The organism is Serratia sp. K1WW1 (genome assembly GCF_055790865.1).
In genome coordinates, this window is sequence record NZ_CM147697.1 from 5,457,443 (window position 1) to 5,482,990 (window position 25,548).

At 53.2% G+C, this 25,548-nt stretch carries 27 protein-coding genes and 1 tRNA gene; 17 read left to right on the forward strand and 11 right to left on the reverse strand.

The features are described from left to right. Positions 1-206 precede the first annotated feature (206 nt). The 5 genes from frdA (at position 207) to blc (ending at position 4,146) form a co-directional block, all read left to right on the forward strand. Positions 207-2,009, forward strand: a complete 1,803-nt coding sequence (gene frdA, locus ACX9GU_RS24720) for a fumarate reductase (quinol) flavoprotein subunit (RefSeq protein WP_024484775.1) — start codon at positions 207-209, stop codon at positions 2,007-2,009. Continuing rightward, positions 2,002-2,736 carry a succinate dehydrogenase/fumarate reductase iron-sulfur subunit gene (locus tag ACX9GU_RS24725; protein WP_021182105.1) on the forward strand — a complete coding sequence of 245 codons (735 nt, stop codon included), beginning with the start codon at positions 2,002-2,004 and terminating at the stop codon, positions 2,734-2,736. The genes frdA and ACX9GU_RS24725 overlap by 8 nt, the downstream gene beginning before the upstream one ends. Before the next feature lie 16 nt (positions 2,737-2,752). Next, complete coding sequence (frdC, locus tag ACX9GU_RS24730; protein ID WP_021182104.1) at positions 2,753-3,145, forward strand: fumarate reductase subunit FrdC; 393 nt, start codon at positions 2,753-2,755, stop codon at positions 3,143-3,145. Between the two features lie 12 nt (positions 3,146-3,157). Next, on the forward strand, positions 3,158-3,517 hold the full coding sequence (gene frdD / locus ACX9GU_RS24735) for a fumarate reductase subunit FrdD (protein ID WP_021182103.1): 360 nt from the start codon (positions 3,158-3,160) through the stop codon (positions 3,515-3,517). Positions 3,518-3,612: 95 nt separating this feature from the next. Continuing rightward, the gene (gene blc / locus ACX9GU_RS24740; protein ID WP_473193224.1) at positions 3,613-4,146 is read left to right on the forward strand and encodes an outer membrane lipoprotein Blc; all 534 of its coding nucleotides are present in this window, start codon (positions 3,613-3,615) and stop codon (positions 4,144-4,146) included. Here the strand turns inward: blc and sugE are convergent. The 4 genes from sugE to efp form a co-directional block, all read right to left on the reverse strand. Beyond that, positions 4,140-4,457: a quaternary ammonium compound efflux SMR transporter SugE gene (gene sugE, locus ACX9GU_RS24745; RefSeq protein ID WP_021182101.1), complete on the reverse strand. Its 318-nt coding sequence runs from the start codon at positions 4,455-4,457 to the stop codon at positions 4,140-4,142. The genes blc and sugE overlap by 7 nt on opposite strands. Before the next feature lie 170 nt (positions 4,458-4,627). Continuing rightward, a complete protein-coding gene (locus ACX9GU_RS24750; RefSeq protein ID WP_021807577.1) occupies positions 4,628-4,759 on the reverse strand; it encodes an entericidin A/B family lipoprotein in 132 nt (43 codons plus the stop codon). A 120-nt stretch (positions 4,760-4,879) separates the two neighbouring features. After that, the gene (locus tag ACX9GU_RS24755) at positions 4,880-5,011 is read right to left on the reverse strand and encodes an entericidin A/B family lipoprotein (protein ID WP_021807578.1); all 132 of its coding nucleotides are present in this window, start codon (positions 5,009-5,011) and stop codon (positions 4,880-4,882) included. Between the two features lie 69 nt (positions 5,012-5,080). Further along, entirely contained in the window at positions 5,081-5,647 is a 567-nt protein-coding gene (gene efp / locus ACX9GU_RS24760; RefSeq protein ID WP_024484772.1) for an elongation factor P, read from the reverse strand. 42 nt (positions 5,648-5,689) lie between these two features. On the opposite strand from efp, the gene epmB reads away from it, so the two are divergent. Next, a complete protein-coding gene (gene epmB / locus ACX9GU_RS24765; RefSeq protein WP_473193225.1) occupies positions 5,690-6,721 on the forward strand; it encodes an EF-P beta-lysylation protein EpmB in 1,032 nt (343 codons plus the stop codon). 108 nt (positions 6,722-6,829) lie between these two features. On the opposite strand, the gene ACX9GU_RS24770 is transcribed toward epmB, so the two are convergent. After that, on the reverse strand, positions 6,830-7,174 hold the full coding sequence (locus tag ACX9GU_RS24770) for a DUF4156 domain-containing protein (protein ID WP_024484770.1): 345 nt from the start codon (positions 7,172-7,174) through the stop codon (positions 6,830-6,832). A gap of 416 nt (positions 7,175-7,590) precedes the next feature. Here ACX9GU_RS24770 and ACX9GU_RS24775 point away from each other — a divergent pair, with 416 nt between their 5' ends. Continuing rightward, complete coding sequence (locus tag ACX9GU_RS24775; protein WP_473193226.1) at positions 7,591-10,644, forward strand: amino acid adenylation domain-containing protein; 3,054 nt, start codon at positions 7,591-7,593, stop codon at positions 10,642-10,644. A 119-nt stretch (positions 10,645-10,763) separates the two neighbouring features. Here the strand turns inward: ACX9GU_RS24775 and groL are convergent, their stop codons facing one another. From groL to ACX9GU_RS24790, 3 genes are all read right to left on the reverse strand, one after another. Continuing rightward, positions 10,764-12,410 carry a chaperonin GroEL gene (groL, locus tag ACX9GU_RS24780; protein WP_059199513.1) on the reverse strand — a complete coding sequence of 549 codons (1,647 nt, stop codon included), beginning with the start codon at positions 12,408-12,410 and terminating at the stop codon, positions 10,764-10,766. 48 nt (positions 12,411-12,458) lie between these two features. Then, on the reverse strand, positions 12,459-12,752 hold the full coding sequence (locus tag ACX9GU_RS24785; RefSeq protein ID WP_004952634.1) for a co-chaperone GroES: 294 nt from the start codon (positions 12,750-12,752) through the stop codon (positions 12,459-12,461). Positions 12,753-13,088: 336 nt separating this feature from the next. Next, complete coding sequence (locus tag ACX9GU_RS24790; RefSeq protein ID WP_261461673.1) at positions 13,089-13,580, reverse strand: FxsA family protein; 492 nt, start codon at positions 13,578-13,580, stop codon at positions 13,089-13,091. A gap of 351 nt (positions 13,581-13,931) precedes the next feature. Here ACX9GU_RS24790 and aspA point away from each other — a divergent pair, with 351 nt between their 5' ends. From aspA to ACX9GU_RS24840, 10 genes are all read left to right on the forward strand, one after another. Next, entirely contained in the window at positions 13,932-15,368 is a 1,437-nt protein-coding gene (gene aspA / locus ACX9GU_RS24795) for an aspartate ammonia-lyase (RefSeq protein WP_473193227.1), read from the forward strand. 122 nt (positions 15,369-15,490) lie between these two features. Next, positions 15,491-16,792, forward strand: a complete 1,302-nt coding sequence (locus ACX9GU_RS24800) for an anaerobic C4-dicarboxylate transporter (RefSeq protein WP_024484767.1) — start codon at positions 15,491-15,493, stop codon at positions 16,790-16,792. A 126-nt stretch (positions 16,793-16,918) separates the two neighbouring features. Further along, positions 16,919-17,242: a divalent cation tolerance protein CutA gene (gene cutA, locus ACX9GU_RS24805; RefSeq protein ID WP_021807588.1), complete on the forward strand. Its 324-nt coding sequence runs from the start codon at positions 16,919-16,921 to the stop codon at positions 17,240-17,242. Then, complete coding sequence (locus ACX9GU_RS24810; protein WP_473193228.1) at positions 17,218-18,933, forward strand: protein-disulfide reductase DsbD; 1,716 nt, start codon at positions 17,218-17,220, stop codon at positions 18,931-18,933. Before cutA ends, ACX9GU_RS24810 begins: the two co-directional genes overlap by 25 nt. A gap of 40 nt (positions 18,934-18,973) precedes the next feature. After that, on the forward strand, positions 18,974-19,549 hold the full coding sequence (locus ACX9GU_RS24815) for a transcriptional regulator (RefSeq protein WP_021807590.1): 576 nt from the start codon (positions 18,974-18,976) through the stop codon (positions 19,547-19,549). Positions 19,550-19,692: 143 nt separating this feature from the next. Beyond that, a tRNA-Phe gene (locus ACX9GU_RS24820) sits at positions 19,693-19,768 on the forward strand. Positions 19,769-20,237: 469 nt separating this feature from the next. Next, positions 20,238-20,426 carry a hypothetical protein gene (locus tag ACX9GU_RS24825; protein WP_473193229.1) on the forward strand — a complete coding sequence of 63 codons (189 nt, stop codon included), beginning with the start codon at positions 20,238-20,240 and terminating at the stop codon, positions 20,424-20,426. A gap of 27 nt (positions 20,427-20,453) precedes the next feature. After that, positions 20,454-21,356, forward strand: coding sequence for a baeRF11 domain-containing protein (locus ACX9GU_RS24830; RefSeq protein ID WP_473193230.1), 903 nt, complete (start codon positions 20,454-20,456; stop codon positions 21,354-21,356). 272 nt (positions 21,357-21,628) lie between these two features. Beyond that, positions 21,629-21,922, forward strand: a complete 294-nt coding sequence (locus ACX9GU_RS24835) for a type II toxin-antitoxin system TacA family antitoxin (protein ID WP_071682943.1) — start codon at positions 21,629-21,631, stop codon at positions 21,920-21,922. Continuing rightward, positions 21,919-22,407 carry a GNAT family N-acetyltransferase gene (locus ACX9GU_RS24840; protein WP_473193231.1) on the forward strand — a complete coding sequence of 163 codons (489 nt, stop codon included), beginning with the start codon at positions 21,919-21,921 and terminating at the stop codon, positions 22,405-22,407. Before ACX9GU_RS24835 ends, ACX9GU_RS24840 begins: the two co-directional genes overlap by 4 nt. Before the next feature lie 57 nt (positions 22,408-22,464). Here ACX9GU_RS24840 and ACX9GU_RS24845 read toward each other — a convergent pair whose 3' ends face one another. The 3 genes from ACX9GU_RS24845 to norV are packed head-to-tail and all read right to left on the reverse strand — an operon-like array spanning position 22,465 to position 25,458. Next, complete coding sequence (locus tag ACX9GU_RS24845; protein WP_473193232.1) at positions 22,465-22,818, reverse strand: TehB family protein; 354 nt, start codon at positions 22,816-22,818, stop codon at positions 22,465-22,467. Between the two features lie 49 nt (positions 22,819-22,867). Beyond that, positions 22,868-24,001 (reverse strand): NADH:flavorubredoxin reductase NorW, encoded by a 1,134-nt coding sequence (gene norW / locus ACX9GU_RS24850; RefSeq protein ID WP_473193233.1) that lies wholly within the window; start codon positions 23,999-24,001, stop codon positions 22,868-22,870. Beyond that, positions 23,998-25,458: an anaerobic nitric oxide reductase flavorubredoxin gene (gene norV, locus ACX9GU_RS24855; protein ID WP_473193234.1), complete on the reverse strand. Its 1,461-nt coding sequence runs from the start codon at positions 25,456-25,458 to the stop codon at positions 23,998-24,000. Before norV ends, norW begins: the two co-directional genes overlap by 4 nt. Between the last annotated feature and the right edge of the window lie 90 nt (positions 25,459-25,548).

Sequence of the window (25,548 nt, forward strand, 5' to 3'; positions counted from 1 at the left end):
GGTTAAAAGGCAAAACAATCGATCACATCAAATTTCTACTACTTAACTTTAGGTATAGTGATAACCCTATATTCGGTAGCAGTTATCTATCCTTAGTGTTTAGTTTTAAAAGTCACTGAATTTAGCTTAGCACCCGAAGCACCTTTATAAATATTAAGCATAGATTAATTAAATTGTCGTTTTAACGAGAACATTGGAGGAGTGCAGTGCAAACCTTTAACGCCGACCTAGCCATCATTGGTGCCGGGGGAGCTGGTTTACGGGCCGCTATAGCCGCCGCGGAAGCCAACCCCCAACTGAAAATCGCGCTGATATCTAAAGTATATCCAATGCGTAGCCACACGGTAGCCGCCGAAGGGGGCTCCGCCGCAGTCACTCAGGATCACGACAGCTACGACTATCACTTCCAGGACACCGTAGCCGGTGGCGACTGGCTGTGTGAGCAGGACGTGGTCGATCACTTTGTTCACAGCTGCCCACGTGAAATGGCCCAGTTGGAGCAATGGGGTTGCCCGTGGAGCCGTAAGCCAGATGGTTCGGTCAACGTGCGCCGCTTTGGTGGCATGAAGATTGAACGTACCTGGTTTGCCGCCGATAAAACCGGCTTCCACATGCTACACACCCTGTTCCAGACTTCGCTGAAGTATCCGCAAATCCAACGTTTCGATGAGCACTTCGTGTTGGACGTGCTGGTAGATGATGGCCAGGCGCGCGGCGTAGTTGCCATGAACATGATGGAAGGTACCCGCGTGCAGATCCGTGCCAACGCCGTCATCATGGCCACCGGCGGTGCAGGCCGTGTTTATCGCTATAACACCAACGGCGGCATCGTCACCGGCGACGGTATGGGGATGGCATTCCACCACGGCGTGCCACTGCGCGACATGGAGTTTGTGCAATATCACCCAACCGGCCTGCCAGGTTCAGGCATCCTGATGACCGAAGGCTGCCGCGGTGAAGGCGGTATTCTGGTTAACAAAGACGGCTACCGTTACCTGCAAGACTACGGTATGGGCCCGGAAACCCCGCTGGGCGAGCCAAGAAACAAATATATGGAGCTGGGCCCGCGCGACAAAGTATCGCAGGCTTTCTGGCACGAATGGCGTGCTGGCCGCACCATCGCCACCCCGCGCGGCGACGTGGTCTATCTGGATCTGCGCCACCTGGGCGAGAAGAAACTGCTGGAGCGTCTGCCGTTCATCTGTGAACTGTCGAAAGCCTACGTGGGTGTCGATCCCGTTAAGGATCCCATCCCTGTCCGCCCAACCGCGCACTACACCATGGGCGGTATCGAAACCGATCAAAACTGTGAAACCCGCATCAAAGGCCTGTTCGCCGTCGGCGAATGCTCCTCGGTTGGCCTGCACGGCGCGAACCGCCTGGGTTCCAACTCGCTGGCTGAGCTGGTGGTGTTTGGGCGTGTGGCAGGTGAACACGCAGCCCGCCGCGCGCTGGAAAGTGGCCCGGCCAACGGCAGCGCTTTGGAAGCACAAGGCCGCGACGTGGAAACCCGCCTCAGCAACCTGATGAAGCAGGAAGGTAGCGAGAACTGGTCGAAGATCCGCGATGAAATGGGTCTGTCGATGGAAGAAGGCTGTGGTATCTACCGTACGCCGGAGCTGATGCAGAAAACCATCGATAAGCTGGCGGAGCTGAAAGAGCGCTTCAAGCGCGTCAAAATTACCGACAACTCCAGCGTGTTCAACACCGATCTGCTGTACACCATCGAGCTGGGCTATGGCCTGGACGTTGCCGAATGTATGGCGCACTCGGCCTTCAACCGTAAAGAATCGCGCGGCGCACACCAGCGTCTCGACGAAGGTTGCACCGAGCGTGACGACGTGAACTTCCTGAAACATACGCTGGCGTTCCATAACCCGAACGGTGCACCACGCCTGGAGTACAGCGACGTGAAAATTACCAAACTGCCACCGGCCAAGCGTGTTTATGGCGCCGCAGCCGAAGCGCAGGACAAAGAGAGAAAGGATAAGGAGCAGGCGAATGGCTGAGCTGAAAACCCTGAAAATCGAGGTCATGCGCTATAACCCGGAACGCGACGCCGAGCCGCATTTCGAGACCTTCAGCGTACCTTACGATGAGCAGACTTCGCTGCTGGACGCTCTGGGCTATATCAAAGATAACCTGGCGCCAGACCTGTCCTACCGCTGGTCGTGCCGTATGGCCATCTGTGGCTCTTGCGGCATGATGGTCAACCGCGTGCCTAAGCTGGCCTGTAAAACCTTCCTGCGTGAATATACCGATGGCATGAAGGTTGAGGCGTTGGGCAACTTCCCAATCGAGCGCGATCTGGTGGTGGATATGACCCACTTTATCGAGAGCCTGGAAGCGATCAAGCCTTACATCATCGGCAACGATCGCAAGCCGGAAGATGGCCCGAACGTGCAGACCCCGGCGCAAATGGCGAAGTATCACCAGTTCTCCGGCTGCATCAACTGTGGCCTGTGCTATGCCGCTTGCCCACAGTTCGGCCTGAATCCGGAATTCATCGGCCCGGCAGCGATTACGCTGGCGCACCGTTATAACCTGGATAACCGCGACCACGGCAAGAAACAGCGTATGCCGCTGCTTAACGGCCAGAACGGTGTCTGGTCCTGTACGTTTGTTGGCTACTGCTCTGAAGTCTGTCCGAAACACGTCGACCCGGCCGCTGCGATCCAGCAGGGCAAGGTAGAGAGTGCCAAAGACTTCATGATCGCAATGCTGAAACCGCAATAAGGGAGGGGAGACAGCAATGACAACACAACGTAAGCCCTATGTGCGTACCATGACGCCAACCTGGTGGCAAAAGCTGGGTTTCTACCGTTTCTATATGCTGCGTGAAGGCACTTCAGTGCTGGCGGTGTGGTTCAGCATCGTGCTGATCTACGGCGTCTTTGCCCTGAAGGGTGGCCCTGAAAGCTGGGCCGGTTTTGTCGGCTTCCTGCAAAACCCGCTGGTGCTGCTGATTAACATCATCGCCCTGCTGGCCGCCGCACTGCATACCAAAACCTGGTTCGATCTGGCACCGAAAGCCGCCAATATCGTCGTCAACAGCGAGAAAATGGGGCCGGAGCCAATCGTTAAGGCGCTGTGGGCAGTGACGATTGTCGTCACCGTGATCATTCTCGCCGTAGCGTTACTGTAATCCGGAGGAAACATGATAAATCAATCACCTAAGCGCTCTGACGAGCCGGTTTTCTGGGGATTATTTGGCGCTGGCGGTATGTGGGGAGCGATCGTTGCTCCGGCTATCGTGCTGCTGGTCGGCATCCTGTTGCCACTCGGCCTGTTCCCCGGCGAAGCTTTAGGTTATGAACGCGTCTTAGCATTTTGCCAAAGCTGGATCGGCCGCCTGTTCCTGCTGCTGATGATCATTTTGCCATTATGGTGCGGGCTACACCGTATCCACCATGCCATGCACGATCTGAAAATCCACGTGCCTGCAGGCAAATGGGTGTTCTACGGCCTGGCTGCAATCCTGAGCGTCGTTACCCTGATCGGGGTCGTCACGCTGTAAGACCTCTGGCGGCCAACTCCCGTTGGCCGCCTATTCCGCTACTCCCACTCTTTCGACTACACTGTTTATCTGTAACTGAAAAACAGGAGTCACTCATGCGTTTTTGGTCAAAGCTGTGCGTCATTTTATCCGCCCTCGCTTCCGTTGCCTGTAGCGTGACACCCCCGAAGGACGTCAAGGTCATAGATAACTTCGATAGCAAACGCTATCTGGGCACCTGGTATGAAATCGCGCGTCTGGATCATCGCTTTGAACGAGGCCTGGAGCAGGTTACGGCCAATTACAGCCCGCGCACAGACGGCGGTCTGAAGGTGATTAACCGGGGTTTCGACAGCAAAAAACAGCAGTGGCAGGAGAGCGAAGGCAAGGCGTACTTTATTGGTTCGCCGCAAACGGCCTCGCTGAAAGTCTCATTCTTCGGCCCTTTCTATGGCGGCTATAACGTCATCGAACTCGATCCGGAGTACCGCTATGCGCTGGTTTGCGGCCCAAACCGCGACTATCTGTGGATATTGTCGCGCACGCCGACGTTGGACGCCGCCACGCGCGACAGACTGGTGCAGATTGCCAAGGGCTACGGCTTTGATACCGAAGCGTTAATCTGGGTCAATCAGCAGCCCACTCATTGACTGCTGAATTTTAGCCCCAGGATCCCGGCCACGATCAGGCACAGGCTGAGAATACGCATGATGTTGGTCGACTCACCGAGCAGCACCATGCCCATTACCGCCGCGCCCACCGCACCAATTCCGGTCCACACGGCGTAAGCCGTGCCCGCTGGCAGCGTTTTCATGGCGTGTGCCAGCAATACCATGCTCACCACCATCGCGGCGACGGTAATCAAACTGGGGGTCAAACGGGTAAAACCGTGGGTATATTTCAGGCCAATAGCCCAGACGACCTCTAACAGGCCCGCAAAAAGCAAAATGATCCATGCCATGAAACTGGCTCCAGAACGGGTGGGGTCGTCCCCAGACAACAGAAGCGCAGGCGGGTCGTCCCACTTGGCTGATTGAAGACGTGGATTATAGCAAACAAGAAGATTAAATAGGCATTCCACGGTAAAGGAAATTATGCGCTGCCGTGGAATACCGTTGAACCCAAAGGAATTTACTGTGCGCTACGCTGGATCGCCTGACCACCAGCTTCAACATCTTTGCCCACGCCTTCGGTAGTATTACAGCCCACCAGCGATGACAGGATCAACAAGGAAAAAATGGCGAAAATAGTTTTCTTCAGCATAAGATTACCCTTATTCGTTATTAGTGAAAAAGTGTAGCTCTCTAAGCGTAGTAAAAATCAGGAGGGTTGCCGGAATAAACGGATTTTTCTGCATTATCCGATTAATGGCGCTAATCGGTATCAGCTGGCACTGCGGGAAATCGCGCCGCCAAGGTGTTGAACGTCCTCACCAAAACCACGGAAGGTATTACAACCGCTGAGAGACATCAGCAACAACAGAGAGACCACGGCCAACAGCGTTTTCTTCATCATGCGGATCTGCCAACGTGTGACGGGAAGGGATAACACAGAGGAACCACGGGGGTTCCTCTGTGTTGAAACTTATTTAACGCGGGAGACGTATTCGCCAGAGCGGGTGTCAACCTTGATCACTTCGCCAATCTGCACGAACAATGGCACTTTAACTACGGCGCCGGTGCTCAGGGTAGCTGGCTTGCCGCCGGTACCTGCGGTGTCGCCTTTCAGGCCTGGATCGGTATCAGTGATTTCTGCTTCGATAAAGTTCGGTGGCAGAACAGCGATAGGACGGCCATCCCACAGGGTGACGATACATTCCGCATTGTCCTGCAGCCATTTCGCTACGTCAGAAACGGTTTTCTCTTCAACCTGATGCTGTTCAAAAGTCTCAGGGTGCATGAAGTGGTAGAACTCACCGTCGTTGTACAGGTAGTTCATGTTGGTATCTACCACGTCCGCGCCTTCGCAAGAGTCGGTAGACTTAAAGGTTTTCTCAACGCGGGTGCCGGTCAGCAGGCGACGCATTTTTACACGCGCAAAAGCCTGGCCTTTACCTGGTTTGACGAACTCGCTGGATTCGACAGCGTAAGGTTCGCCTTCGAACATGATTTTAAGACCCGGACGGAAATCGTTGCTAGAATAAGTCGCCATGATGGCCCTCTGAAAATTTAAACTGGTAGCTTAGCCAAAAAAATGGCACACATTATAACCCAAAACACGGCGCATAGAGAAGATTGGTTGCATCAACTCGCCGATGTTATTACCGACCCCGATGAATTACTGCAGCTTCTGTCACTAAATACGCACCCGGAACTGCCACAGGGGCGCGATGCACGCCGCCTGTTTGCGCTACGCGTGCCGCGAGCCTTTGCCGCGCGTATGCAACCCGGTGATGCCAATGACCCGCTGCTGCGCCAGGTACTCACCGCCAGCGCAGAATTCATCGATGCCCCAGGCTTCACGACCGATCCGCTGGATGAACAGCGCAGCGTGGTGCCGGGGTTGCTGCACAAGTATCGCAACCGCGCCCTGCTGTTGGTAAAAGGCGGCTGTGCGGTTAACTGCCGCTACTGTTTCCGCCGTCATTTCCCCTATCAGGAGAACCAGGGCAACAAGGCAAACTGGCTTCAAGCGTTGGAGTATATCCGTCAACACCCGGAACTGGATGAAATTATTTTCTCCGGGGGCGATCCGCTGATGGCCAAAGACCATGAACTGGATTGGCTGATCGGGGAACTGGAGGCCATCCCACACCTCAAACGCCTGCGTATTCATACCCGCTTGCCGGTGGTGATCCCTGCCCGCATCACCGCCACGCTTTGCCAACGCTTCTCAGCATCGCGCCTGCAGGTGCTGATGGTCACCCATATCAATCATGCCAACGAGATTGACCCACCACTGCGCGCCAGTATGGCACAATTGCGTAGCGCGGGAGTGACGCTGCTGAACCAAAGCGTGCTGCTACGAGGGATCAATGATAACGCGGATACGCTGGCAGCGCTGAGTAACGCCCTGTTTGATGCGGGGATCCTGCCTTACTACCTCCACGTGTTGGATAAGGTGCAGGGCGCGGCCCACTTTATGGTCAGCGACGACGAGGCTCGTGCGATCGTGAAAAGTTTGCTGAGCAAGGTTTCCGGCTACCTGGTACCCCGCCTGACCCGTGAAGTCGGCGGCGAACCCAGCAAAACGCCGTTGGATCTGCGCCTGACGCAAAGCTCGTAGGGGCGCTGCACACTGCGCCCGTTTAATAACATGCCGCACGCATATGAATGCAAAAAGAGGAATGCCTAGACATTCCTCTTTTGTTTTATACGGGTGCTTATGCCAGCGTTATGGGCACTTATACACCTGGCCGATCATTTTGCTGTCCAGCGGTGCAAAACTTGAAAGCAGGTTCTGGCTTGGGCTAGTCGCACCGTAAATCACATTGCCGCCCATTGCTGCTGCCTTGTTGCGCAGATCGTTAGCCGCGCCGCGCATGGAGCTGCCTTCACCACCGCTCCCCGACAGCCAGTTGCTCTGAGTGCCGGTGACTTCGCCTACCAACTGGCATTCTGCTGCGGGCTTGGTGTCGGTAAATTTGACCTGTTGACCTGCGGCGGTCAGTTCATTGGTGCTGCTGCACCCTGCCAGCAGCAGCGCTGCCGATAGACCCAGTAAGGCTTTAATCCGCATCTTGTTCCCCATATGATGTTGAGAATTACGCAAAAGCTTATCAGAAAGCGTTGCCATCTCTTAAGCATCCGTTGCCACCGGCCACTGGTGCCTGGTCAACGTCTTGAGCGACAGCTGATGAACTATCAGTTTACACGCTTAATAGATACGGTCTGCAAAAATATCATCAAATTCAGCGCTCCTAGGTTCATCATCTGCATAAAGCGCCAGAAGCCGTCACTTTTCCGATAAAAAACCCGACCAAAGCCTCAGGATGTCAGAAATCTTCGCCGGTATTAAGGGAGCAGATTCTGAAGGTTATCGCGATCTTTACATTTGGAAACATAAAGCACACGGTCAATTGAGCAAAACAAAAAACGCTAGTGAGCCTCTCAACCATACTTTAATTTCTCTTTACCCTTTAGGCGTAGGTAGTCATGGTTGATTCAACTGGTTTTGGCGAGAATGAGCATCATTTTTCCCGTGAGGGCTTGATAGGTATTTTCAACAAGAATGTGTCTGCCTATCCAGATCACCCCGCAATTATCACGTCGCAAAACGTCATTACTTATCATGAACTCGCTCAACAAGCACAGGCTTTAGCTGGGTATCTTCGGCAAAAAGGGGTTTGTGAAGAAATGCCTGTGGGCATACTGATGGAACCAGGTATTGAGCAGATAATCTGCCAACTGGCGATAATGGGTGCCGGTGGAAGTTGTGTCCCACTGGACCCGGCGATGCCGGATGACAGAATCAATTTTATGCTCGAAGATGTCCACGCCCCCCTTACTATCTCCAACGAAGCCTATCGGTGTCGTGCGCTTTACTCACCCGTTATTGTTCTTGAACCGGCACTTTTACAGCCTTCTGACATTACAGGTTCAGTCGCCAGCGCTACGGGGAACACACACCGTAGCCATATACTTTTCACTTCCGGAACAACGGGTCGCCCTAAAGCCGTTGAAATTGAAGCAAAGGGGATTATCCGTATGACGGCCAATCCGCACTTTATTCAGTTACGACAAACCGACAGAATCAGTAGCAGTTCTAATCCGACATTTGATGCATCCCTGTTTGAGATATGGGCAGCCCTGCTAAATGGAGCCACCCTGGTCATTCTTGCTAAAAAGACGATTGTTGACCCCTATGAGCTGGAAGAAGCGATCGAGCATTTTTCGATTGATGTCATGTTTTTGACTACGGCTCTGTTCCATCTTGTGGCCAGCATCCGTCCTCACGCTTTTCATGCCTTGCGCTATTTAGTGGTCGGTGGCGAAGCTCTGAACCCTTTTTTCCTGCGTCAGGTGTTGGACGCAGGAGGGCCACAACGTTTTATTAATGCTTATGGTCCGACTGAGGGCACGACATTGACGTTGACACATGTGCTCAGCCATCTGGATGTTATGGCGGACAATATCCCGCTTGGCAAACCTATCGATCAGACACAAGCATTTATTCTCAATGACAAATTTCAACGAGTTCCGGCTGGCAAAATGGGCCGGATTTACATTAGCGGAGAAGGATTGGCGCGGGGTTACTGGCAGCGGCCGGAATTAAACCGTGAGCGTTTCATCACGATCGACGTTTTTAATGATAATCAGCCAATACGTTTGTACGATACCGGGGATTCTGGTTGGCAACGGGATGATGGTGCTTTCATGTTTGCTGGCCGAACGGATAATCAGATTAAAATACGTGGTCATCGGATCGAGACCGAAGAGATTGAAGCGCAACTACTGGAAAGTCAGTTACTGCATGCCGCAGCGGTTTGTGTGATCAGAAAGGATAATACAGAGCCATACCTGGTCGCTTTTGTGGTACCGAACCAGCCCGGCGATAGCGTTCTGGCAGAGGTGAAAGCCTGGTTGGCAAAAAAATTACCCGAATATATGCGCCCCCGCTTGTCATTGGCCGAAAGTCTGCCGCTCACGTTTAACGGAAAAATTGATCGGGCAAAGCTCCTCGCTGATTTTGCCAGATCCTCCATTCAGCCACTTTCATCTCCACTCATCGTAGGAGATGTTGATCCTGAAATGATGGTTCTAGAGACCTGGCGACGAGTGCTTGACGATCCGACTGTCACCATAGACGATGATTTCTTTCAGTCTGGAGGTAATTCCCTTCAGGCCGCCAGACTGATTGTGGAGATCGGGCGGCAAACAGGTCAGCGTCTCTCGGTCCAGAATCTGTATGATGCGCCGACGCCGCAAAGCCTGATTAAGTTACTTGAACGCAGCGATCAGAAGCAGGAAGATATTACGGCAGCGCTGCTTAATGATGGCAAGCTGCCCGATGACATCTGGCCATTGCCTTCATCATCACCGGCAGAAATCGCGGTTGCCCCACAGGCAGGAAATGTCTTGCTGACCGGTGCGACAGGTTTTCTTGGCGCCTTTTTATTGCGCGATCTGTTAATGAAACCTGATGTTCGCCGTGTCATTTGTTTGGTTCGTGCAAGTGATAATCAACATGCTTTGCTGCGGGTGCAGACCAACCTGCAGCAGTATGGTTTGTGGCAGGACGATTTTTATCCTCGTCTAGAAGCCTTTGCCAGCGATTTGGCAAAACCCTTGCTGGCACTTGACGGGCCGCTGTACGAACAGATGGCGAGAGAATGTGACATCATTTTCCATCTGGCTGCACATGTTAATTACATCCAGCCCTATTCCGCCCACTATTCGGGGAATATTACCGCCACCGAAAATATTTTGCGTTTTGCCGTCAGTGAGAAAGCCAAGCCTCTTCATTATGTTTCCACCATTGCCATCTTTGGCCCAGCAGGATTACTGTCGCCTCGTACGCGTGTTTATGAAAATGACGATATTCTTCCTTATCTGGCAGGGCTGAAATATGACTCGGGCTACTCGCAAAGCCAGTGGGTCGTGGAACGAATTATATGGCAGGCCAGAGACAGAGGGATCCCACTGGCTGTCTATCGCCCCGGCTTTATTATGGGGGACAGCGCTAGCGGGGCGGGTAATCCTAAAGATTTCATTGCGCGTTTGATCAAAGGGTGCATTCAAGTTGGAGCTTATCCGCAGTTACCCAATCAGCGTAAAGAATTTATTCCCGTCGATTATGTCAGCCGGGCCTTGCTTAATCTCGCTTTGGGTGAAAATAATTTTGGCAAGGCCTTTCATCTGGTGCCACCTGACAGCACCCAGTCCACCGATCTCGATTCATTTTTTGAGCTGATAAACCTCAATGGTTTTAACCTGCAACCGGTCAGTTATCCAGAGTGGATTTCTCGCCTGGAAAATGATGAAAATCTTGCCAGTAATCCGCTAATGCCGCTCGTGCCCATGTTGTCTGAGGCCGTATATGGGGAGCTCACGCGCTGGCAAGTGTATGAAAACATGCCAACTTATGACGCACAAAATGCGCAGGACGGGCAAATGAAAAGCCAGCACCCACTCTCTTTTTCAGTTATGGAGGCTAGCCTGTTGGGGCGCTACCTTGACTACTGGCGACGTACAGGTTACCTGACGTAATGGGGACGCTCTATGTCCCTGTCTCATTAGGGACACGCAGGTGTTAATGGATGTTTATTCAATGATAAAAAACCCGGCCGAAGCCGGGTTTTGTGGTTAGCTCACAGAGGTGAGGGGAATTACATCATTCCGCCCATACCACCCATGCCGCCCATACCACCAGCGCCACCCATGTCTAACTTGTCTTCTTTCGGCAAGTCAGTGATCATGCACTCGGTGGTGATCATCAGGCCAGCTACAGAGGCCGCGTACTGCAGAGCAGAACGGGTCACTTTAGTTGGATCCAGGATACCCATCGCGATCATGTCGCCGTATTCTTCGGTGTAAGCGTTGTAGCCGAAGCTGCCTTCGCCTGCTTTCACCTTGTTGGCAATCACGGAAGCTTCTTCACCGGCGTTGATCACGATCTGACGCAGTGGAGATTCCATAGCACGCAGGGCAACTTTGATACCCACGTTCTGGTCTTCGTTATCGCCTTTCAGGCCAGCAATTTTGTCTGCTACACGGATCAGCGCTACGCCACCGCCAGCAACCACGCCTTCTTCTACCGCAGCACGAGTAGCGTGCAGGGCATCTTCAACGCGGGCTTTCTTCTCTTTCATTTCAACTTCAGTTGCGGCGCCAACTTTGATAACGGCAACGCCGCCAGCCAGTTTAGCAACACGCTCTTGCAGTTTTTCACGATCGTAGTCAGAGGTCGCTTCTTCGATCTGCTGACGGATCTGGGAGACGCGGCCCTGAATGGTGGTTTCGTCGCCCACGCCATCGATGATGATGGTGGTGTCTTTGTTGATTACGATGCGTTTTGCCTGACCCAGATCTTCCAGGGTAGCTTTTTCCAGCTCCAGACCGATCTCTTCAGAGATCACGGTACCAGCAGTCAGGGTAGCGATGTCTTGCAGCATGGCTTTACGACGGTCGCCGAAGCCAGGTGCTTTAACCGCAGCCACTTTCACGATGCCACGCATGGTGTTAACCACCAGGGTAGCCAACGCTTCGCCTTCAACATCTTCAGCAATGATCAGCAGTGGTTTGCCCGCTTTCGCAACGGCTTCCAGCACTGGCAGCATTTCACGGATGTTGGAGATTTTCTTGTCAGCCAGCAGGATGAACGGGCTTTCCAGCTCGATAGAACCGGTTTCTGGCTTGTTGATGAAGTACGGAGACAGGTAGCCGCGATCGAACTGCATACCTTCAACCACGTCCAGCTCGTCTTGCAGGCCGGTGCCTTCTTCAACGGTGATCACGCCTTCTTTGCCCACTTTCTCCATCGCTTCTGCAATCAGTTTACCCACGGTTTCGTCGGAGTTTGCAGAGATGGTGCCTACCTGAGCGATAGCTTTAGAGTCAGAGCAAGGTACAGACAGTTTTTTCAGTTCTTCAACCGCAGCGATAACCGCTTTGTCGATACCGCGCTTCAGGTCCATCGGGTTCATGCCGGCAGCCACAGCTTTCAGGCCTTCGGTGATGATGGATTGAGCCAGTACGGTTGCAGTGGTGGTACCGTCGCCCGCAGCGTCGTTCGCTTTAGAGGCAACTTCTTTCACCATTTGTGCACCCATGTTCTCGAACTTGTCTTCCAGTTCGATTTCACGAGCAACAGATACGCCATCTTTGGTGATGGTAGGAGCGCCGAAGGATTTATCCAGCACTACGTTGCGGCCTTTCGGGCCCAGAGTCACTTTTACTGCATCAGCGAGAACATTCACACCGCGGAGCATCTTCACGCGAGCGTCATTGCCGAATTTTACGTCTTTAGCTGCCATTGGTATTTCCCTTCAACTCGTTCAGTTCAGAAGATTTATAAAGCGTTATTACGCTTCAACAATTGCCAGAATGTCGCTTTCGGACATGATCAACACTTCTTCATTGTCGATCTTCTCTGCTTTCACGCCGTAACCGTCGTTGAAAATCACGATGTCGCCTACTTTCACATCCAGCGGCTGGATGTTGCCGCTTTCCAGAACACGTCCTTTACCAACGGCTACCACTTCACCACGAGTAGATTTACCCGCTGCAGAGCCAGTCAGAACGATGCCGCCAGCAGATTTTGATTCAACTTCTTTGCGCTTGACGATAACGCGGTCATGCAATGGACGAATACTCATTGAACGCTCTCCTGTAAGAAGGTTTCTATCAGATTTAGGGTTGTGCGCCAGATTATTGATACCGGCTCCGTGGGATTTGAAATGGGGGCGTTCCATCCCCCTTCAAGGGGCAGCAGCAAAAAAATTTTCGATTTGATGGCCTGCGGTGAACGCCATTAGCAAAAACACGGCCAATCGCCCCCTCACCCCGACCCTCTCCCACTATACGGACCGGATAACACATGGGCACTTGTTTAGGGAGAGGGGGTAGTCCAGAGTCGCGGTCAGGTAGCGGGGGCAAATGTAGCACGTTCGGTCCCCTCTCCCTTTGGGAGAGGGTTAGGGTGAGGGGAAATATCAGCGATCGTCACGCTTGTCGCGATCGTCGGGTTGATGATCCAAGGTGTAGCGGTCGTCTTGCTTGCGCTGGAATTCACCGTCGAAGGTATTGCCATTGGCGGCTCCGCCGTTCTGGCCCCAACCGCCTGGGCGATAAATGTTCAGATGCGGCATCAGCTTCAGCGTCAGCGATTTTTGCACCGGCGGCAACAGCAGCAACAAGCCAAGGAAATCGGTGAAGAAGCCCGGTATCACCAGCAGGAAGCCCGCCAGCACCAGTGAAACGCTTTTCACCATCTCCGCTGCCGGGCTTTCGCCCGCCGCCAGCTTCTGTTGCATCTGCACAAAGGTCTTCATGCCCTGGTTACGCACCAGGGAAACGCCGACGCAGGAGGTAAACACCACCAGCAGCAGCGTCATTGCCACGCCGAACACGGCGGCAACTTTGATAAACAAGGATATCTCTATGTAAGCCAGTAGAAATATCAGCAGTAACGGTAACCAGCGCACCTGGTTCTCTCCTCTAGGTAGAGTCGGCGTACCCGCCCGATGGCGCATACGTGATAAATGGGGCCGCCAATCGGCCAACCTTCATACAATGGGGGCTTCCCGCCGCCATTTCAACCGGGCGATCTTTTTTATTCTCTTTGCCGCAAACGTGAAGCCCTTCACAGAAACCAAAAGCTGTCATTTGCTGAAGCACCATATAGTGATCTACGTTCATTCATTTATTACCAACCAGCATATGATCTGGGTAGCGACAATAGCTGCGGTCAATACTTCCGCAGTAGACCCGCTCGGCAACATTATTTTGTTATCCTGCACATAATTATATTCGGCAGCAACATAGAGAAGGTTCTCATGTCAAACAACATTCGTATCGAAGAAGACCTATTAGGAACACGTGAAGTCCCTGCAGAAGCCTACTACGGTGTTCATACTCTGCGTGCGATTGAAAACTTCTATATCAGCAACAGTAAAATCAGCGACGTTCCTGAGTTTGTGCGCGGCATGGTGATGGTAAAAAAAGCCGCCGCCATGGCAAACAAAGAGCTGCATACCATCCCACGTAAAATTGCCGACGTCATCATCCAGGCATGTGATGAAGTACTGGATAAAGGCAAATGCATGGATCAATTCCCGGTGGATGTGTTCCAGGGCGGTGCTGGCACCTCGCTGAACATGAACACCAACGAAGTACTGGCAAACATCGGCCTGGAGCTGATGGGTCACCAGAAGGGTGAATACCAATACCTGAACCCTAACGATCACCTCAACAAGTGTCAGTCTACCAACGACGCTTACCCAACCGGGTTCCGCATCGCGGTTTACGCCTCCAACCAGAAACTGATCGATGCTATCAACCAACTGCGTGAAGGGTTTGACCGTAAGGCCAAAGAGTTCGAAACCATCCTGAAAATGGGCCGTACCCAGTTGCAGGACGCGGTGCCAATGACCCTGGGCCAGGAATTCCACGCCTTCAGCGTGTTGCTGAATGAAGAAACCCGTAACCTGCACCGTACCGCAGAGTTGCTGCTGGAAGTGAACCTCGGCGCGACGGCGATCGGTACCGCGCTGAACACCCCGGAAGGTTACCAACACCTGGCTGTTAAGAAACTGGCGGAAGTCAGTGGCCTGCCGGTGGTCCCTGCCGAAGACCTGATCGAGGCCACCTCCGACTGTGGCGCCTACGTGATGGTGCACAGTGCGCACAAACGCCTGGCGGTCAAACTGTCCAAGATCTGTAACGACCTGCGTCTGCTGTCTTCCGGCCCACGCGCTGGCCTGAACGAAATCAACCTGCCTGAACTGCAGGCCGGTTCTTCCATCATGCCAGCCAAAGTGAACCCGGTGATCCCAGAAGTGGTTAACCAGGTTTGCTTTAAGGTGATCGGCAACGACACTTGCGTTACCATGGCCGCCGAAGCAGGCCAATTGCAGTTGAACGTGATGGAACCGGTGATTGGCCAGGCGATGTTTGAATCAATTCACATCCTGACCAATGCCTGCTATAACCTGCTGGAAAAATGCATTAACGGTATTACCGCCAACAAAGAAGTGTGCGAGTACTACGTATTTAACTCTATCGGTATCGTCACCTATCTGAACCCGTTCATTGGCCATCACAACGGTGACATTGTCGGCAAGATCTGTGCTGAAACCGGCAAGAGCGTACGTGAAGTCGTGCTGGAACGCGGTTTACTGACCGAAGCTGAGCTGGATGATATCTTCTCCGTAGAGAACCTGATGCACCCGGCATATAAGGCGAAACGCTATACAGATGAAAATGAACAATAATAGACTCATCCGGTAGCCTGAAAGGCACGCTAATCCTCTGGATAGCGTGCCTTTTTTCTTTCCGAAAACACAAAGTTGTAACGTTTGGTTTTCATAAAAATCCATTTTAAGGGGTAAACACTATGCTAGTAGTAGAATTGGTGATCGTTCTACTGGCCATCTTTTTGGGGGCCAGGCTGGGCGGTATCGGAATAGGCTTTGCAGGCGGTCTTGGGGTGTTGGTGCTGGCGATGATTGGCGTTAAGCCAGGCAGCATTCCCTTCGACGTTATTTCAATCATTATGGCGGTTATCGCCGCTATCGCCGCCATGCAGGTCGCTGGCGGGATGGACTATCTGGTGCAGCAAACCGAAAAACTGCTGCGCAAGAACCCAAAATACATCACCATTCTGGCCCCAATCGTCACCTATTTCCTGACCATCTTCGCCGGTACCGGTAATATCTCCCTCTCGGCCCTGCCGGTAATTGCAGAAGTGGCCAAAGAACAAGGCATCAAACCTTGCCGCCCACTGTCTACTGCCGTGGTTTCTGCGCAGATTGCCATTACCGCCTCGCCTATCTCGGCAGCGGTGGTATACATGTCTTCCGTTATGGAAGGGCACGGCGTGAGTTACCTACACTTGCTGATGGTGGTGATCCCTTCCACCTTCCTGGCTGTGATACTGATGTCGCTGCTGGTTACCTGGCTATTTGACTCCAAGCTATCTGACGATCCGGTGTATCAAAAGCGCTTCGAAGAAGGCCTGGTTGCCCTGCGTGGTGAGAACGTAATCGTGATCAAACCGCGTGCGAAAACCTCCGTACTGCTGTTCCTGGCTGGTGTACTGAGCGTAGTGGCGTATGCCATCATCAACAGCCCAAGCATGGGTCTGGTGACGACGCCGCTGATGAACACCACCAATGCCATCTTGATCATCATGCTGAGCGTGGCCACCCTGACCACCATCCTGTGTCGCATCGAAACCGACCTGATTTTGAATTCCAGCACCTTTAAGGCCGGGATGAGCGCCTGTATCTGTATCCTGGGCGTGGCCTGGTTGGGTGACACCTTTGTGCAGGCCAACCTTGACTGGATTAAAGAGACTGCGGGTACCGTGATCCAATCCCATCCTTGGTTACTGGCGGTGATCTTCTTCTTCTGTTCGGCGTTGCTGTACTCTCAGGCCGCCACTGCCAAGGCGTTGATGCCGATGGCGCTGGCCCTGAACGTCACCCCGCTGACGGCGATCGCTTCCTTTGCTGCCGTTTCTGGCCTGTTTATTCTGCCAACCTACCCTACCCTGGTGGCGGCGGTACAGATGGACGATACCGGGACGACACGCATCGGGCGCTTCGTGTTTAACCACCCGTTCCTGATCCCTGGCACCTTGGGCGTGGCGTTTGCCGTCATCTTCGGTTTCCTGATTGGCAGCGTTATTCTGTGATCCTCAAGCGGGGCTTCGGCCCCGCTTTCTCCTCCTCATTCCCCTGCTGCTGATAATCTAACCTTCTAGCCAACACCGCTTCAGGGTATAGTGCCCTGTTACCAAACCTGGTTGAGAGGGCCGAAGATGTCTGATTGCGAAGCTATCGTCATACTCTGTACCGCACCCGATGAAGCCACGGCGCAAGAGCTGGCGGCACGCGTCCTGGGGGAGAAACTGGCGGCCTGCGCCACGCTGCTGCCTGGGGCAACATCACTGTATTACTGGGAAGGGAAACTGCAACAGGAATACGAAGTGCAGATGCTGTTTAAAAGCGATCGCCAGCATCAACAAGCGCTACTCACCTACCTGAAACAACATCACCCGTACCAGACACCCGAACTGTTGGTGCTGCCGGTGATGGCTGGAGATAAAGATTACCTGTCATGGATCAACGCCTCATTAAACTGATATTGCTGCTTTGCAGCCTGTTCTTCCTGCCCACTGCGGCCCAGGCTTCACTGTTCGGCCAAAACGCGGGGAACCAGTTCGTCCCCGTCGATCAGGCATTTGCCTTTGATTTTAAACAACAGGGCCCCCAGCTGACGCTAAGCTGGCAAATCCGCCCTGGTTACTACCTGTACCGCCAGCAAATCAAGCTGGTGCCACAGCAGGCAACGCTAGGCCAGTTCGAGCTGCCCGCCGGGCTGAAGCATAAAGATGAATTCTTTGGTGAGGTAGCGATATTCAAGGAGCCATTGGCCCTGAGCATTCCCCTGTTGCAGGCGGGTGACAATGCCAGCCTGAGCGTCACCTACCAAGGGTGTGCTGAGGCCGGTTTCTGCTATCCACCTGAAACCCGGGTGATCCCACTGAGCGCAGTGGCGCTTGCCGCAGAGCCCGCAGCACCGGTAGCCATAGCACCCGCAGAAACAGCACCGGCCAATCTGCCCTTCTCCCCCCTGTGGGCCTTGTTGATTGGTATCGGTATTGCGTTTACCCCTTGCGTGTTGCCGATGTATCCGCTGATTTCCGGCATTATTCTGGGCCGTGAGCGGCCACACAGCAGCGGGCGCATTCTGGTGCTGGCCGTGGTGTATGTGCAAGGCATGGCGCTGACCTATACCCTGCTCGGCCTGGTGGTTGCCGCCGCCGGGTTGCAGTTCCAGGCCGCGCTGCAACACCCTTACGTGCTGATCGGTCTGTCGGTGCTGTTTGTCGCCCTGGCTCTGTCCATGTTCGGCTGCTACTCCTTGCAGCTCCCCTCTTCACTGCAAACGCGGCTGGCCAACTGGAGCAACACCCAGCAGGGTGGCTCGCTGGTGGGCGTGTTTGTGATGGGCGCTCTGGCAGGCCTGATCTGCTCACCATGCACCACCGCCCCGCTCAGCGCCATCCTGCTGTACATCGCCCAAAGCGGCAATATGTGGGCCGGTGGCGGCACGCTGTATCTGTATGCATTGGGGATGGGTATCCCGCTGGTGATTGTGACGCTGTTCGGCAACCGCCTGCTGCCACGCAGCGGCCCGTGGATGCAGTACGTCAAGGAAGCCTTTGGCTTTGTGATCCTGGCTCTGCCGGTGTTCCTGCTTGAGCGGGTGATTGGCGATGTCTGGGGATTGCGCCTGTGGAGCCTGCTCGGCCTGGCATTCTTCGGCTGGGCATTCGTCCTGAGCCTGAAATCATCCCGTGGCTGGACTCGAGCCGTCCAGGTGCTGCTGTTGGCGGCGCTGGTAATTTCGGCGCGTCCATTGCAAGACTGGGCATTCGGTAACACCGCCTCTGAGCAGGCGGCCCAGCCGCATCTGAATTTCACCCGTATCAATAACGTTGAGCAGCTTAATCAGGCGCTACAACAGGCGCAGGGCAAGCCAGTGATGCTGGATCTGTACGCGGACTGGTGTGTCGCCTGCAAAGAGTTTGAGAAGTACACCTTCAGCGCTCCGGCAGTGCAGGCCCAATTGGCCGATACGGTGTTGCTGCAGGCCGACGTAACGGCCAACAATGCCGAGCAGGCAGCCTTGCTCAAGCACTTGCAGGTGCTTGGCCTGCCAACCATTTTGTTCTTTGACCGAGATGGCAAAGAGTTACCCGCAGCCCGCGTGACGGGCTTTATGAACGCAGAAGCCTTCGACGCACATTTGCAGAAAACCACTCGGTAAACGACACTGAGTTTCAGAACATTTTTTGGAGGGAGCACTAGTGCAACGTGAACAGGTTTTAAATACAGCCTTGGAGCTGTTGGAAAAACAGGGCCTGGCGACCACCACCTTGGAAATGCTGGCAGAAAAACTGGGTGTGCCATACAGCGATTTCAAACCGTTCTGGCCGGACCGTGAGGCACTGCTGTATGACTGCCTGCGCTACCACGGCCAGCAGATTGATACCTGGCGCCGCCAGTTGCAGCTTGATGAGACGTTGAGCCCGCAGCAAAAGCTGCTGGCGCGTTACGACGTGCTGGCAGAGCACGTGCAGAATGAACGCTATCCAGGTTGCCTGTTTATTGCCGCCTGTAGCTTCTTCCCAGAGAGCGACCACCCGATCCATCAACTGGCCGAGCAGCAGAAGATCACCTCGCTGGACTTCACCCGCGATCTGTTGCGTGAGATGGATGCCGACGACGCCGATTCGGTAGCGCAGCAAATGGAGCTGGTACAGGAAGGCTGCCTGAGTAAACTGCTGATAAAACGCCAGTTGCAGGATGTGGCCGTCGCCAAACGACTGGCCGAAGATATCTTGCATATTGCCCAGTGCCGTCAGTTCGGTGCGTTAAGCTAAAGCGTGATATGCAGTGACCTGGTGGCAACAGAGGCAGAATTACGCGGCCTTTGCCTGAAAAGCCAGCAATCGGCGCTGTTTTCACGTTTTTCGTCACAAATCCGTTGACGCTGCACGGCCAATACGGTTTAATGCGCCCCGTTGCCCGGATAGCTCAGTCGGTAGAGCAGGGGATTGAAAATCCCCGTGTCCTTGGTTCGATTCCGAGTCCGGGCACCATCATTTAGAAGAACCCGCCTATGGCGGGTTTTTTGCTTTTGGGTTAAAACTTCCCCGCTATAAGCCCGCTAAACGTTTTCCTCTACAAAAAACCCTGACTGATTAAAAACTGCCACCACGGCATACCAATCATCCTTTGTGCTGGCTTGTCGGCGAGACCATCCTTTGGCTCAAAAGCCACTGGTGATGTGGGCAGAATTGGATGGGTCCCCCCCTTGATTGAACCGGTGGTGAGAAGAGCACTCGGTTTGATTCAACGCCGTGAAACCTCACTTATCCCGGCAGCAGAACGATAACACCTCATTAAAACCGCATAAAAAATAACCTGTTCGTCCCCCGGTCATCACGGAAGCAACTATTGTTAGAGTACGGGCTGTTTGTCTGCTTAAGGCTCTCACCACAGATGTTAGCGGAAAGACCCCAAAGAAGCCGTACCACCTAAATAATCTTGTCATTTTGCGAGGTGAACATGCTTTATGTTGATATCCCTAGCCGTGAAGAATATGCCTACTTAGCCGATATTCATGCGGATGCTTGTATCTCGATTTATCTTGAAACCTCGCCTCTACGCCAGCACTTAGAGGCCAGTAAAATTCAACTTGGTAACTTCATCAAGGAGGCGCTGCTGCAGGTTGCAGACAGTGGCCTGGATCATTAGACCATTACAAAACGCCGTGTTGCCTTGTTGGAAGAACAGCTTCGTTCTGTGCTGGAAGATGAGTCATTTTGGGACCTGCATGCACGCAGCCTGGCGGTGCTTGCAACACCAGACAGTATCCGAACTTACCGGCTGGCCAATGAGCTATCCAATCGACTTGAGGTGGGCAAACGTTTCTACCTTAAACCATTACTACGTGCGTTAACCTTCCCACATTCGGCCTACATCCTTGCACTCTCTGAAAACCAGACGCGCCTGATCGAATTTTTTGCTGATGCTCCCGCAGAAGAGATGACAGTGCCAGAGATGCCCACCGCCATGAAGGATGCCATGGGGGATGCAGCATTGAATGACCACCACCATGGCGCGACACATCACAAAGTACGACTGGCGCAATATACTCGCAAAATTGACCAGGCCTTACGTCCGCTGTTTGCCAGACATGACTCTCCGCTTCTCCTCGTCAGTACCGAGCCGCTGGCCTCGATCTACCGTTCAACAAACTCATTGGCTAACCTGACAGATGAAACGCTTTTCAAGAATGCAGAGCACCTTGGTACTTCTGAATTAGTAACGTTGGTTCGGCCATTAATGGATAACTATTATCAGGAGCAATTGAACGCGTTAGCCTCGCGCTTTGAAACGCGCTTAGGAGAACGTCGGGTTACTCAGGATCTTTCAGATGCGGCAAGAGCAGCCACGTTCGGCGCCATTGATTTGTTACTGATTAACCTCGACTGCAAGCTGAAAGGCACCATTGATGAACAGGGATTAATCACTTTCAGTGACAACGATGAGGATGACGCCTACGATTTAATTGATGAGATTGCCAAACGAGCAATGGCTACCGGAGCAAGAGTTTTAGCAGTACGCAGCGACGATTTACCTTCCGGTACCGATCTTAACGCTATATTACGTTTCCCTCTATAAAGGACTCCATCTTCTTGTATAGCGAGCAACGAGGAATCATCTTCCTTATTATCAATTCTCATCAGGGAGAAGTGTTAAACACGCCTTTTTGGCTTCAACATCGATGACCTGGCAGCTGATTTAGCTGCTGTTCTGGGTTAATTGGCCTCCAGAGATTTGGGGGCCTCACAGGTTCAGGTTCCCCAAACAAACTCCTCGGCAATATGTGTGTAATGACATTAACGTTACACGCCTGTATACTTAGCATCCAGTAATACATTGAGGATTTCACCATGTCGGCAGCTAACAGTGTTCCCGTAAGGCGTGAAACATTAAATCTGCGGATCAAGACCGCTGAGCGTGAGCTTATCGATCGTGCCGCGAAAGCCAGAGGAAAAAACCGCACTGATTTCGTGCTGGATGCCGCTCGTGCTGCCGCGGAAGAGGCATTGATTGAGCAGCGTATTATCATGGTCGATCCCGAAGCCTACCAAGAGTTCCTGACACGTTTGGATCAGGCTCCTGCACCCAATGATGCATTACGCAAGACCATGCGTTCTGTTGCACCGTGGGATCAAAAAAAGTGATCTCCTTTCCTCAACCTCTCCGTGCCGAGCATGTCAGAACAGCTTTCTGCTGTGGCGTGGAAAGCATGGATAATTGGCTGAAGCAGAGGGCAATAAAAAACCAGTTAACGGGTGCGTCTCGTACTTTCGTTTGCTGTGATGACATGAAAATAATGGCCTATTACTCTCTGGCATCCAGCGCCGTAATGACTAATGCAGCCCCTGGCCGTTTTCGCCGCAATATGCCCGACCCTATACCGGTGGTGGTATTGGGACGGCTAGCGGTGGATCAAGCGTTGCATGGGCAGGGGGTTGGGCGTGCATTAGTGCGTGATGCCGGATTACGGGTTATCCAGGTTGCGGAAACCATTGGCATTCGCGGAATGCTGGTGCATGCGTTATCCGTTGAGGCCAGAGAATTCTATCTACGAGTAGGATTTGAACCTTCCCCCCTCGATCCGATGATGCTGATGATAACGTTGGGGGATTTGATCGAGAGTCTTTAGTGGGGGGGAGTATCTGTCATACCAAGCGGACATCCTCTGCCCGCTTGAGCCCCCCCTTCAACTTTTCTGGTTAACCATCTGCCCAAATCCCTCGCCTGCCATCTCCAGGTCGGGCGTAGCAAAGAAATCCAGGTTGAAGTAGGTATCTGCCGTTAATAACTCAATGCGGTGCCAATATTCAGGCGGGCTGACGCCAAATTGCCCAGCCGAAATTATCACTTCAATTTCCGCTTCAGTGGCATGCTCGTGGTTAAAGCCGATATATTTCACCGCCCCCTGCATCACGGAAAGCCGACCATAAACTCCCTTTTTGGTATTGTGATGGGTCAGTAAGGCACCCGGAACCGTGTCTCGATCCCAGAACGGTGTTGAACGTGTATGTCGGTAATCAGCTGGTATACGGTATTTCATGACTAACCCCCTGGGGATGAATAGTGTCGCAATATTCTGGCAATGGCCTTCAGGCATTCAGCACTTTCAACAGGCCAAACGCCTGCTTCATATGATCTTCACTAACGATAAATGCCCGTAGCTGCTGCTGTTGATCCATCCCTTTGGCAATCATGCCCTGAGGATCGACGGTGATCGACCAACTCAAATCCTGGCGCTGGGTTTCGCCCGCCAGATGCAGAGGCAGGTCGGGCGTCTTCACCTTGACCAACATGGCGGGGAATTTCACTGACTCGGCCATCCCCAACAGATTTTTGGCCAGAGCCGTGGCGCTGAACTGGATAGGCAGCAGGAAAGGCATTAGCTGGCCATCGATTTCTGCACAGTCACCGAGCGCATAAACGTCTTTCGCCGACGTCTGCAAGCACCGATCGACCAGGATCCCCCGGTTAACCTGCAAATTAGCCTGCTGTGCCAAGGCAATATTCGGCTGCAACCCAATGGCAGAGACCACCGCATCCACCAGCAACTCGCGCCGATGGTTCAGCGTTACCCGTATGCCATTTTCTCGTGGCTCAACAGCCGTCAATTGTTGGTTGAATACCAGTTCTACGCCCATCTGCTGCAAACGCTGCTGTAAGCCACTGCTGGCCTCAACCGGCATCAGCGTCGACATCAAACTACAGGCCTTGTCGACCAGCGTGACCCGCTTGCCCGCCCGGCACATATCCATGGCCAGTTCACAGCCAATCAGCCCCCCACCCAGGATCAACACCTGTTGCGCCTGTAACAACACCGTTTCCCCGCGGCGGTATTCCTGCTGGCTGTTCAACGTCAGCATATGTTGATGACCCGGTACTGACGGCACGATGGCCGAGGCCCCCACGGCCAGCACCAACTTATCGTAGGGCCAGCACTGCTCATCGCTACTTACCGTTTTTTGCTGGGTATCCACCGCGGTGATGCGCGTGTTCGGATGCAGCGTAACGCGGTACTGTTCCGCAAAGCTGCCCGCCGTTTGCCGCGTCAATGTATCCGCAGATTGATTCTGGCTGACGACGTGGCTCAGCTCTGGTTTGTTGTACTCATCGCAGCTGTCCGCAGCAATCAGGCTAATCGGCACATTGCCATCTAGCTTACGCAGGCTTTTAACCAACTGGCGGGCCGCAAATCCGGAGCCAACGATCAGAATGCCGTGGTTCATTTGGCCTCCGACTTCATCGCATCAAAGACCTCTTTGCCCATTGCACATTCCGGGCAGAGGAAATCGTCTGGCACGTTTTGCCAGGCCGTTCCTGGAGCGACATCCTGCATCGGCTCACCTTGCTGCGGATCGTAAACCCATAGGCAGACGCTGCACTGCATGCATGGCCCCAAATCGGCGCTTTCAGTACTTAGGGGGGCCGGAGTAGTTGATGCCACTGTCGGGGTATCTATGGAAACCGTTTTCCCTGCTGGCAGAGGAGAAATGGCCCATTGGCGGGCGATATCGCGGCCATGCTGGCGGCAAATTTCCAACGTATCGCCATCGGGCCGCCATTTGGCCTTTAACGCCAGCGTAGTTTCAAAACCACCGTCCATTAACCGGGTCTGGATGCGATCGACGGCCCCACCATTCCAACCATAGCTGCCAAAAGCCGAGGCTTTTTTGTTGCGAAAGCGCAGGCCGGTAAGCTCTTCCAATAGCCCGGCAACCTTTGGCATCATCACGTTATTCATGGTCGATGAGCCGACCAGGATCCCTTTGGAGCGGAAGACGTTAGTCAGGATCTCGTTTTTATCATGGCGCGCCACGTTGAAGATCTTTACCGCCACGCGGGGATCGATTTCATTGACCCCCTGAGCAATGGCATCCGCCATCATGCGCGTATTATTCGACATGGTGTCGTAGAAAATGGTGATGCGATCTTCCTGATAGTCTGCTGCCCACTCCAGATAGCGTTGCACAATTTGCGTTGGGTTATCGCGCCACACCACGCCATGCGAAGTGGCAATCATATCCACCGGCAGATTAAACCCGAGAATTTCGGTGATTTTTGGCGTGACCAAACGGCTGAAGGGGGTCAGGATATTGGCGTAATAGCGTTGGCATTGCTCAAACAGTTCATTCTGATCGACCTCGTCGTTAAACAGATGCTCATCGCAATAGTGCTGGCCAAAAGCGTCGTTGCTGAACAGCACCGCATCACCGGTGATATAGGTCATCATGCTGTCTGGCCAATGCAACATCGGGGTTTCGACAAAGATTAGCTGTTTGCCATTGCCGATATCCAGGCTGTCACCGGTATGCACCACGTGGAAATTCCACTCGGGATGGTGATGATGGCCATTTATTGAATCAATGCCATTTGCGGTGCAGTAAATCGGCGTATTGGGGATCTGTGCCATGAGTTCGCTGAGCGCACCGGCATGGTCTTCTTCCGCATGGTTGATAATGATGTAGTCCAGCGTTTGCAGATCGATCTCCGCCGACAGATTTTGGACAAACTCGCGGCTGAACTTGTGATCCACCGTATCAATCAATACCGTTTTTTCCTCACGGATCAGATAGCTGTTGTAACTGCTGCCCTTCAGAGTCTTATATTCCGTGCCGTGAAAATCACGCACTTCCCAATCACGCTGTCCGACCCACTGGATGTTGTTTTTTACCTGGATTGCCATGTTCGTTACCCTGCGATTAACCATTACATTGAGATAGTGGTATTGAGCAAAGGGCATGCCAGCTATTATCTATATGTTTTGCATGTACTT